The sequence below is a fragment of the Pseudomonas sp. SDO5271_S396 genome, from assembly GCF_054071795.1.
The window spans coordinates 143,370-152,547 of the sequence record NZ_JBSVWB010000009.1 but is presented as its reverse complement, the minus strand read 5'-3'; the positions used below and the strand labels follow the sequence as shown (position 1 = coordinate 152,547).

Annotated in this window: 7 protein-coding genes; 6 read left to right on the top strand and 1 reads right to left on the bottom strand. The window is 61.4% G+C overall.

Annotation, left to right across the window (positions count from 1 at the left end; genetic code table 11):
• Window positions 1-85 precede the first annotated feature (85 nt).
• A complete protein-coding gene (locus tag ACW9IN_RS09890; RefSeq protein WP_457365720.1) occupies window positions 86-979 on the bottom strand; it encodes a LysR family transcriptional regulator in 894 nt (297 codons plus the stop codon).
• A 177-nt stretch (window positions 980-1,156) separates the two neighbouring features.
• On the opposite strand from ACW9IN_RS09890, the gene ACW9IN_RS09885 reads away from it, so the two are divergent.
• From ACW9IN_RS09885 to ACW9IN_RS09860, 6 genes are all read left to right on the top strand, one after another.
• Window positions 1,157-2,803, top strand: coding sequence for a GMC family oxidoreductase (locus ACW9IN_RS09885; RefSeq protein WP_457365719.1), 1,647 nt, complete (start codon window positions 1,157-1,159; stop codon window positions 2,801-2,803).
• 65 nt (window positions 2,804-2,868) lie between these two features.
• On the top strand, window positions 2,869-4,491 hold the full coding sequence (locus tag ACW9IN_RS09880) for an MFS transporter (RefSeq protein WP_457365718.1): 1,623 nt from the start codon (window positions 2,869-2,871) through the stop codon (window positions 4,489-4,491).
• A gap of 161 nt (window positions 4,492-4,652) precedes the next feature.
• Entirely contained in the window at window positions 4,653-6,602 is a 1,950-nt protein-coding gene (locus ACW9IN_RS09875) for a DNA topoisomerase III (protein ID WP_457365717.1), read from the top strand.
• A gap of 132 nt (window positions 6,603-6,734) precedes the next feature.
• Window positions 6,735-7,175, top strand: a complete 441-nt coding sequence (locus tag ACW9IN_RS09870; protein ID WP_457365716.1) for a CBS domain-containing protein — start codon at window positions 6,735-6,737, stop codon at window positions 7,173-7,175.
• 8 nt (window positions 7,176-7,183) lie between these two features.
• Window positions 7,184-8,029, top strand: a complete 846-nt coding sequence (locus ACW9IN_RS09865; protein WP_457365715.1) for an NAD-dependent protein deacetylase — start codon at window positions 7,184-7,186, stop codon at window positions 8,027-8,029.
• A 799-nt stretch (window positions 8,030-8,828) separates the two neighbouring features.
• Window positions 8,829-9,158 carry a hypothetical protein gene (locus ACW9IN_RS09860; RefSeq protein WP_457365714.1) on the top strand — a complete coding sequence of 110 codons (330 nt, stop codon included), beginning with the start codon at window positions 8,829-8,831 and terminating at the stop codon, window positions 9,156-9,158.
• The last annotated feature ends 20 nt before the right edge of the window (window positions 9,159-9,178 follow it).

The following is a 9,178-nucleotide window of genomic DNA, read 5'->3' as shown; positions in this document are numbered from 1 at the left end:
CGACTGTGCCGCCGTCTTCGCAGCGATGCGGCGACCCGACAAGCCAGCTCCCACAATTTTGATCCGGTTTCTTCAGAGGGTTTCTTCAGCAGGTTTCGCCCAGCAGCAAGCCCTGCTCCCGCGCGCATAACTCCACCACGTAATCCCACAACACCCGCAGCCGCACCGATTTGTGCAATTCGCGCCGTGAACTGATCCAGTAGCTGCGCTGGATGCCCTCCCCCGGCAACAACGGCACCAGGTCAGGATCGCCGGCAGCCATGAAGCACGGCAACACAGCGATGCCCAACCCCGAGCGCGCCGCCTGGTGCTGGGCGATGACGCTGGTGCTGTGGAATACCACCTTGGGGTTGCGGCAAAAGCTGCTGAGGAACTTCAGTTCCTGGCTGAACAACAAGTCGTCCACGTAATCGATCCAGGCATGGGCGGCGAGGTCTTCGCGTTTTTCGATGGGCGGGTGACGGTCCAGATAGGCGCGGCTGGCGTAGAGCGCAAGACGGTAGTCGGTGAGTTTGCGGGTGACGAGTTGGTCGACACTGGGGCGTTCGAGGTGAATGCTGATTTCCGCCTCGCGGTTGAGGATGCTGACGAAGCGCGGCACGGCCACCAGTTCCACTTCGAGGCCGGGATAACGTTCGAACAATCCGGCCATGCGACCGGCGAGAAACATCACACCCAGACCTTCGGCCACGCCGAGGCGGATCTTGCCCAGGGGCGCGGCAGAGTGGGTAAGTTCGTCTTCGGCCAACAGCGCGACGTTTTCCATGGCCTCGGCGTGCTTGAGCAAGGCCTCGCCGGCGGGGGTCAGCTCGTAGCCCTGGGCATGCTGCACGAACAGTGCGGTACCCAGGCTTTTCTCGATGGCTTCGATATGCCGGGCCACCGTCGCGTGCGTGGTTTTCAGGCGTTGCGCGGCGGTGAGCAGGCGTCCGCTGCGCTGCAGTTCGAGAAAATACCGCAGGTCATTCCAGTCGAACATGGTGCCTCCCTCCCTTGGACATAAACATTGCCTGAAACCGCGCCGCATGCCTTTTATCACCAACGCCCAAGGGCGGTGCTGTTTAAAAACGCACAGCAGCTGGGTAAAAACTAACATTTTTAAGACGAAAACTAACAACTAGGATGGGGCCAACAAGAAAAACAAGCGAGGCCTCAGATGCCCATTGCAGCTGCTGAATACGATTACGTGGTAGTAGGCGCCGGCCCCGCAGGCTGCCTGCTGGCCAATCGACTGTCCGCCAACCCTGCCCACCGCGTGCTGCTGCTGGAAGCCGGTGGCCGCGACAACTACCCCTGGATCCATATCCCCGTCGGCTACCTGTTCTGCATCGGCAACCCGCGTACCGACTGGTGCTTCAAGACCGAAGCCCAGGCAGGCCTGCAAGGCCGTGCGCTGAGTTATCCCCGGGGCAAGGTGCTGGGCGGCTGCTCGTCGATCAACGGCATGATCTACATGCGTGGCCAGGCCCGGGACTATGACGGCTGGGCAGCTGCCGGCAATGAAGGCTGGGCCTGGAAAGACGTGCTGCCACTGTTCAAACACAGCGAAAATCACTTTGCCGGCGGCTCGGAATTCCACAGCGACGGCGGTGAATGGCGTGTCGAGCAACAGCGCCTGCACTGGCCGATCCTCGATGCGTTCCGCGATGCCGCGGCGCAGAGCGGCATCGCCAGCATCAACGACTTCAACCAGGGCGACAACGAAGGCTGCGGCTACTTCCAGGTCAATCAAAAAGCCGGAGTGCGCTGGAACGCGGCCAAGGCGTTTCTCAAGCCGGTGCGTCAGCGTCCGAATCTCACCGTGCTGACCGGCGTGGAAGTGGACCGCGTAGTGCTGGAAAACGGCCGCGCCTGCCAAGTAGCCGGACGCCAGCTTGGCCAGTCCATGAGCTGGAAAGCGCGCAAGGAAATCATCCTGTGCGCCGGCTCCGTCGGTTCGCCCGGCATCCTGCAACGCTCGGGGATCGGCCCCGCCAGCGTGCTCAAGCCACTGGGTATCGACGTACTGCACGAACTGCCCGGCGTGGGCGGCAACCTGCAGGATCACCTGCAACTGCGGCTGATCTACAAGCTGGAAAACGCGCGCACTCTGAACCAGATCGCCGGTTCCCTGTGGGGCAAGATGGGCATGGGCCTGCAGTACCTGTACGACCGCAGCGGCCCGCTGTCGATGGCGCCCAGCCAGCTCGGTGCATTTGCCCGCTCGGGGCCGGAGCAGACCTCGGCCAACCTCGAATACCACGTGCAACCGCTGTCCCTGGAACGTTTTGGCGAACCGTTGCACGGGTTTCCGGCCTTCACTGCATCGGTCTGCGACCTGCGTCCGCAAAGCCGGGGCCGTATCGACATTCGCTCGGCCAACCCGGCGGATGCGCCGCTGATCCAGCCCAACTACCTGAGCCATCCGGAAGACCTGCGGGTGGCCGCCGACGCCATACGCCTGACCCGCCGCATCGTTGCCGCCCCGGCCCTCAGCCAGTTCAAGCCGGTGGAATACCTGCCGGGTGACGCGCTGCAAACCGAAGAGCAACTGCACGAAGCCGCTGCGCGCATTGGCACGACAATCTTCCATCCGGTGGGCACCTGCCGCATGGGCAGCGACAAGGACGCCGTTGTCGATGCCCAGCTGCGGGTGCATGGCGTGCCCGGTTTGCGCATCGCCGATGCGTCGATCATGCCGCGCATCACCTCCGGCAATACCTGTTCACCCACGCTGATGATCGCGGAGAAAGCCGCACAGCTGATCCTTTCGCCGAACACAAGGAGTCTCGCACCGGAGAAAGAACTGGTTCACGCAATCTGAATAGCGGCGCCCTACCCGGCGCCGACAGTGGAACAACAATAAATAATCACTGTGAGGGCTACCCGATGTCAGAACATGCTCAAACCCTGGGCGCGTCAGTCGACGCGAGCACCAGCAACGACTCAAGGAAAGTCATCTTCGCCTCCTCCCTGGGGACGGTGTTCGAATGGTATGACTTCTTCCTCTACGGCGCCCTGGCGGCGGTGATCAGCAAGCAGTTCTTCGCCGGGGTCAACGACACCACGGCATTCATCTTCGCCTTGATGGCCTTTGCGGCCGGCTTTGTGGTGCGGCCGTTCGGCGCACTGGTATTTGGCCGACTGGGGGACATGATCGGGCGCAAATACACCTTCCTGGTCACCATCATTCTGATGGGCGTTGCGACGTTTTGCGTCGGCCTGTTGCCGACCTATGCCAGCATCGGCATTGCGGCGCCGATCATTCTGATTGTGCTGCGCATGCTGCAAGGCCTGGCGCTCGGCGGCGAATACGGCGGCGCGGCGACCTACGTGGCCGAACATGCGCCGGTGGGCAAACGCGGCTTTCACACCAGCTGGATTCAATCCACCGCCACCCTCGGCCTGTTGCTGTCCCTGCTGGTGGTGCTGGCTTGCCGTTACTTCACCGGTGACCAGTTCGAAGTGTGGGGCTGGCGCATCCCGTTCCTGTTCTCCATCGTGCTGCTGGGCATCTCCACGTGGATCCGCATGAGCCTGCACGAGTCGCCGGCCTTCCTCAAAATGAAAGAGGAAGGCAAGGCCAGCAAATCGCCGATCCGTGAGTCGTTCGGCAAATGGGAAAACCTCAAAGTGGTGCTGATCGCGCTGTTCAGCATCAACGGCGGCCAGGCGGTGACCTTCTACGCGGCGCAATTCTATGTGCTGTTCTTCCTCACCCAGTTCCTCAAGATGGACCCGGCCCTGGCCAACATGCTGCTGATCATCAGCGTGGTGATCGGCGCGCCGTTCTTCATCCTGTTCGGCTGGCTGTCGGACAAGGTCGGGCGCAAACCGGTGCTGATGCTCGGCCTGGTGCTGGCCACCGCGCTGTACTTCCCGATCTTCAAGGGCCTGGCGCACTACACCAACCCGGCGATGGACCAGGCCAGCCGTCAGGCGCCGATCACCGTGCTGGCCGACCCGGCCACCTGCACCTTCCAGTTCGATCCGGTGGGCAAGGCCAAATTCGACAGCCCGTGCGACAAGGTCAAGACCTTCCTGGTCAAGCAGGGCCTGCCCTACACCAGCACCGCCGCACCCGCCGGCAGCCCGGTGCAGGTGAGCGTAGGCGAAGTGCGCATCGACGGGTTTGACGAAGCGGCCCTGCGCGGCGCCGTGACCCTGGCCGGTTATCCGTCTTCGGCGGACGTGGCCCAGGTCAACAAGACCATGGTGGTGGTGCTGATCGTCGTGCTGATCCTGATTGCAGCGATGTGCTACGGCCCGCTGGCCGCCTTGATGGTGGAGCTGTTCCCGACGCGTATCCGCTACACCTCGATGTCGCTGCCCTACCACATCGGCAACGGCTGGTTCGGCGGTTTCCTGCCGACCGTGTCGTTCGCGCTGGTGGTGTACACCGGCGATATCTTCTACGGCCTGTGGTACCCGGTGGTGGTGACGGGGGTCAGCCTGTTGGTCGGGTTGTTCTGCCTTAAAGAAACCCGGCATGTGGATATCAATAACAACTGATCTTCTGCATCTCGAAGACCCCCTGTGGGAGCAAGCCTGCTCCCACCGGGGTTTTGTAGTCGTCACACAAATTGCTGTATATCCATCCAGATAAAGGTTGATCAAATCCCTCCTTTTGCCCATTCTGCTCTCCATTCAACTGTGTAACGAATGGGCTGACCATGCGGCTGTACCTCTGTGAAAAACCCTCCCAGGCCAAGGACATCGCGGCCGTGCTTGGCGCCAGCCGTCGCGGCGACGGGTGTTGGCTGGGCAACGGGGTCACGGTCACCTGGTGCATCGGCCATCTGCTGGAAACCGCACCACCCGATGCCTACGACGAAAAATACAAGCGCTGGGTGCTGGCCGACCTGCCCATCGTCCCGGAAAAATGGAAAATGCGCGTCAAGCCCAAGACCGCCAGCCAGTTCAAGGCGGTCAAGCGTTTGCTGGGAGAAGCCCAGGAACTGGTGATCGCCACCGACGCCGACCGTGAAGGTGAAATGATCGCCCGGGAACTGGTGGAGCATTGTCGCTATCGCGGGCCGATCCAGCGCCTGTGGCTGTCGGCACTGGACGATGCCTCCATCCGCAAGGCACTGGCCGCTCTCAAGCCGGGCGCCGAAACCTTCAACCTGTATCACTCGGCCCTGGGGCGTTCCCGCGCCGACTGGTTGATCGGCATGAACATGAGCCGCCTGTTCACTTTGCTCGGGCGCCAATCCGGTTATCAGGGCGTGCTGCCGGTGGGTCGCGTACAAACACCGACCTTGCGCCTGGTGGTAGACCGCGACCGCAGCATCGCCGATTTCGTGCCGGTGCCCTACTGGGCCATCGACGTCGACCTGCGCCACGAGGGCATGACCTTCACCGCCCAATGGCGCGCCGCCGAGGACGTCTGCGATGACCAGGGCCGCTGTCTCAATCCGCAGCTGGCGCGGGACGCAGCCGCAGCCATGGGCAATGCTGCCACGGCCCGGCTGGTCAAATTGCGTACCGAACGCATGCGCGAGGTGGCGCCCCTGCCCTTCGACCTGGGCACGCTGCAGGAGATCTGTTCGAAGAAGCTTGGCCTGGGCGCCCAGGAAACCCTGGACATCGCCCAGTCGCTGTATGAAACGCACAAGGTCATCACCTATCCGCGCAGCGACTGCGGCTACCTGCCAGTGAGCCAGCACAGCGACGCACCAGGCATTCTGGCGGCGCTGGGCCGCGCCGATGCAGCGGTGAACGAACTGTTGCCGCATATCGATCCCCAGCGTCGTTCGCGGGCCTGGAATGACGCCAGGGTCAGCGCCCACCACGGCATCATTCCCACCGGCGCCGGCAAGGATCCGGGGCAACTCACGGGCAAGCACCGCGCGGTGTACACGCTGATTCGCGCGCGCTACCTGGCGCAGTTCCTGCCCAACCATGAATACGACCGCACCCAGGCGGACTTCGATTGCGCCGGACAGGCCCTGCGCGCCGTGGGCAAAGTCGTGATCGAGCCCGGCTGGAAACGCGCCCTGCCCGAGGCGCTGGCCCCGGCCAAAGGACGTGAAGCCCCTGCGCCGCAAGCCCTGCCGGCACTGGTGCAAGGCCAGGATTACGCAGTCGTCAGGGTCAATCTCAAAGACCTCTGGACCCAGCCGCCCAAACCCTTTACCGAAGGCGACCTGATCAAGGCGATGAAAAACGTCGCCAAGCTGGTGGAAGACCCGCTGCTCAAACAAAAGCTCAAGGACACCACCGGGATTGGCACCGAAGCCACCCGCGCCGGGATCATCCAGGGGTTGCTGGACCGTGGCTACCTGGTGAAGAACGGCAAGGCGCTGTCGGCCACCCCGGCCGCGTTCAGCCTGATCGACGCGGTGCCCCGCGCCATCGCCGACCCCGGTACGACGGCCATCTGGGAGCAGGCTCTGGACATGGTGCAAAGCGGCGAAATGAGCCTGGAAACGTTTGTCGCCAAACAAGCGGCCTGGATGAGCAAGCAGGTGGAGCGCTGTAATGGCCTGCGCATGACCATCACCGGGCCGGCCAGCCCGGCAGGCCGGGGTAGCACGCCATGGAAAAAGAAGCGCAAGAGCGCCCCACGCAAGACGGCCACAAGCCCCAAGCGAGGGAAAAAGCCGGCAAGCGCCGGGTAAACACCGAAAAAAGCCGGCGAATGACGTTTTTCGACGGGTTTAACGCCGCTTTGGACCTTGCCCCCGCGCGGGCCGTCTAGGATTCTGTAGGGGACCTGCTGACTTCCCAACAACAACACCGGAGTGGCCGCCATGAAAACCGTTGCACAAGTGCTCAAAGCCAAGGACCAGAAACACCACGACGTCCACACGATCCAATGGGATCACACGGTATTCGAAGCGCTGGTCAGGATGTCGGAGAAAAACGTCGGGGCCTTGCCGGTCGTCAAGGAAGGCGTGGTGGTAGGGATCATCAGTGAACGGGATTACGCACGCAAACTCATACTCAAGGGCCTGTCGTCGGTGACGACGCGGGTCGATGAAGTCATGAGCTCTCCGGTGATCACCGTCGATACCCATAAAAAGGTCGATGAATGCATGAACATCATGACCGACAGTCACCTGCGCCACCTCCCGGTGGTTGAAGACGGCAAGCTGCTGGGCCTGCTCTCTATCGGTGACCTGGTAAAAGAAGCGATTGCCGACCAGGCAGACCTGATCAAGCAATTGGAGCAGTACATCCGCGGCGAATAGGAGACCCCATGCTCGACACGCAGGAACATCAGGAAGACCACCTCGACATCCTGTATCGGGCCATGGCCGAACGGCGCTTTCTGGTGTTGACCGGTGCAGGGATCAGCACCTCGTCAGGCATCCCGGATTACCGCGACAGCGAAGGCGTGCGCCGGGGCAAGGCGCCAATGATGTACCAGGAGTTTCTCGCCACCCCGCAGGCGCGGCGCCGTTACTGGGCGCGGGCGATGCTGGGGTGGCCGCGGGTGCGTATTGCACAGCCGAACAGGGCCCACCTCGCGTTGGCTACTTTGCAGCAGCGCCAGCGTATCAGCGGGCTAATCACCCAGAACGTCGATACTCTGCACGACCAGGCCGGCAGCCATGACGTGATCGAGTTGCACGGCAGCCTGCACCGGGTGTTGTGCCTCGACTGCCAACTGCGCAGCGAGCGTGATGTCATCCAGCGCTTGATGGAAAGCGAAAACCCTTACCTTGCCGCCGTCGATGCCATTCAGGCGCCCGACGGCGACACCTTGCTCGATCCCACCTTTGAAGAACGCTTCCAGGTTCCTCGCTGCCCGCATTGCAACGGCCAGCGCCTGAAACCGGATGTAGTGTTCTTCGGCGAAAATGTAGCCCCGGCTACAGCGGCCAGGGCAATGACGGCGGTAGAGCACGCGGATGGCCTGCTGGTGGTGGGTTCATCACTGATGGCCTATTCAGCGTTTCGCTTGTGCAAGGCCATGGTTGAGCAAGGCAAACCGGTAATAGCCATCAACCTCGGCAAGACCCGTGGGGATGAGCTGTTGCAGGTAAAGATCGAGGCTTCGTGCGAGCAATTATTGCCATTGTTGGTTGAGCGCCTGGAATAGCGCAGACACCACATATCAGGAATGCGGGAGTGGCTTGTCGGGTCGCCGCATCGCTGCGAAGACGGCGACACAGCCCACGCAGATGTCGTCTGCCCCACCGCTTTCGCAGCCTCGCCGGGGCTCGACAACTCCCACAGGGGATTCGCAGTGACTGGAAAAGCTCTGTCAGCAGGGCCATCGCGCCGGGCACTTTCTCACCCACCATAGAGATCCCTTGTGGGAGCTGGCTTGCCTGCGATTTCGGGCTGTCAGTTAACACGTTCGTAGCTGATACACCGCTATCGCCGGCAAGCCCGCTCCTGCAAGGTCCTGCGTTCAACTGGACCACTCGGCACCGCGACCAAACCGCACGAAAAATGACGCACAGGTCACGTTTTCCCGCATTCTCCCGTCCCCGCAGGGATTTATGTAGTACTCAAAAATAATCACTACACAACCGTTGACGTAACCTTTTTGTCCTAGCATTATCGAGTCGTCTCCCGGATCGGGAGCGTTGGTAACACGCGTTTTGAACAAGCTCGTCTGACCGCCGAGCTGTTTTTTCCGGATGTGCGCTGCCCACAAGGCAGATTGATGAAGCTGACTGACCCGCAAAGGTCGGTACAAGGCGCTCAAACGCTGCTTGTCTTCGCGATGCCCCCATCGCGTAGCCGCTCATCAGCAAGACTACATGCATCAGGTTCAAGACCCTGCCCGTATTCGGCAGACAGTCGCTGACGCCCGGTTTTTGGAGCCGGAGACAACTAAGCAGTATTAACGAATCAACTGATAGATCGCCAACTGGTCAAGGGGCTTACATATGAATCTGAACAACCAACCAACTATCGATGAATTGGCTGAGATGTTCGCAGCGCAGAAAGACACACTCGACGACCATATCCTTTGGGTTGGCAAATCGGGCGAAGTCCAAATTGACTGCCTGGAGCCCAATACCCAAGAAGCCGAGTTTGACCGCAATAACCGTGAACTGGCAGCGCGCCTGAAGGTGTATCGCCGTGGCCAGGGTTATGTCGGCAAGAAGGCCGCGGCTGATCGCAACTTTATCGAGCACGTATTCGATACACTAAACACTGCCTGGGCGTCCTTCAAAGACAGTTCGCAAGTTAAAGTGATCGACCGTTACTACTAACGAGTAGTGACTACATCAAG

Excerpts from the sequence above, each read along its gene's own strand:
- ACW9IN_RS09890 (WP_457365720.1), bottom strand. The coding sequence starts at position 979 with ATGTTCGACTGGAATGACCTGCGGTATTTTCTCGAACTGCAGCGCAGC.
- ACW9IN_RS09885 (WP_457365719.1), top strand. The coding sequence starts at position 1,157 with ATGCCCATTGCAGCTGCTGAATACGATTACGTGGTAGTAGGCGCCGGC.
- ACW9IN_RS09880 (WP_457365718.1), top strand. The coding sequence starts at position 2,869 with ATGTCAGAACATGCTCAAACCCTGGGCGCGTCAGTCGACGCGAGCACC.
- ACW9IN_RS09875 (WP_457365717.1), top strand. The coding sequence starts at position 4,653 with ATGCGGCTGTACCTCTGTGAAAAACCCTCCCAGGCCAAGGACATCGCG.
- ACW9IN_RS09870 (WP_457365716.1), top strand. The coding sequence starts at position 6,735 with ATGAAAACCGTTGCACAAGTGCTCAAAGCCAAGGACCAGAAACACCAC.
- ACW9IN_RS09865 (WP_457365715.1), top strand. The coding sequence starts at position 7,184 with ATGCTCGACACGCAGGAACATCAGGAAGACCACCTCGACATCCTGTAT.
- ACW9IN_RS09860 (WP_457365714.1), top strand. The coding sequence starts at position 8,829 with ATGAATCTGAACAACCAACCAACTATCGATGAATTGGCTGAGATGTTC.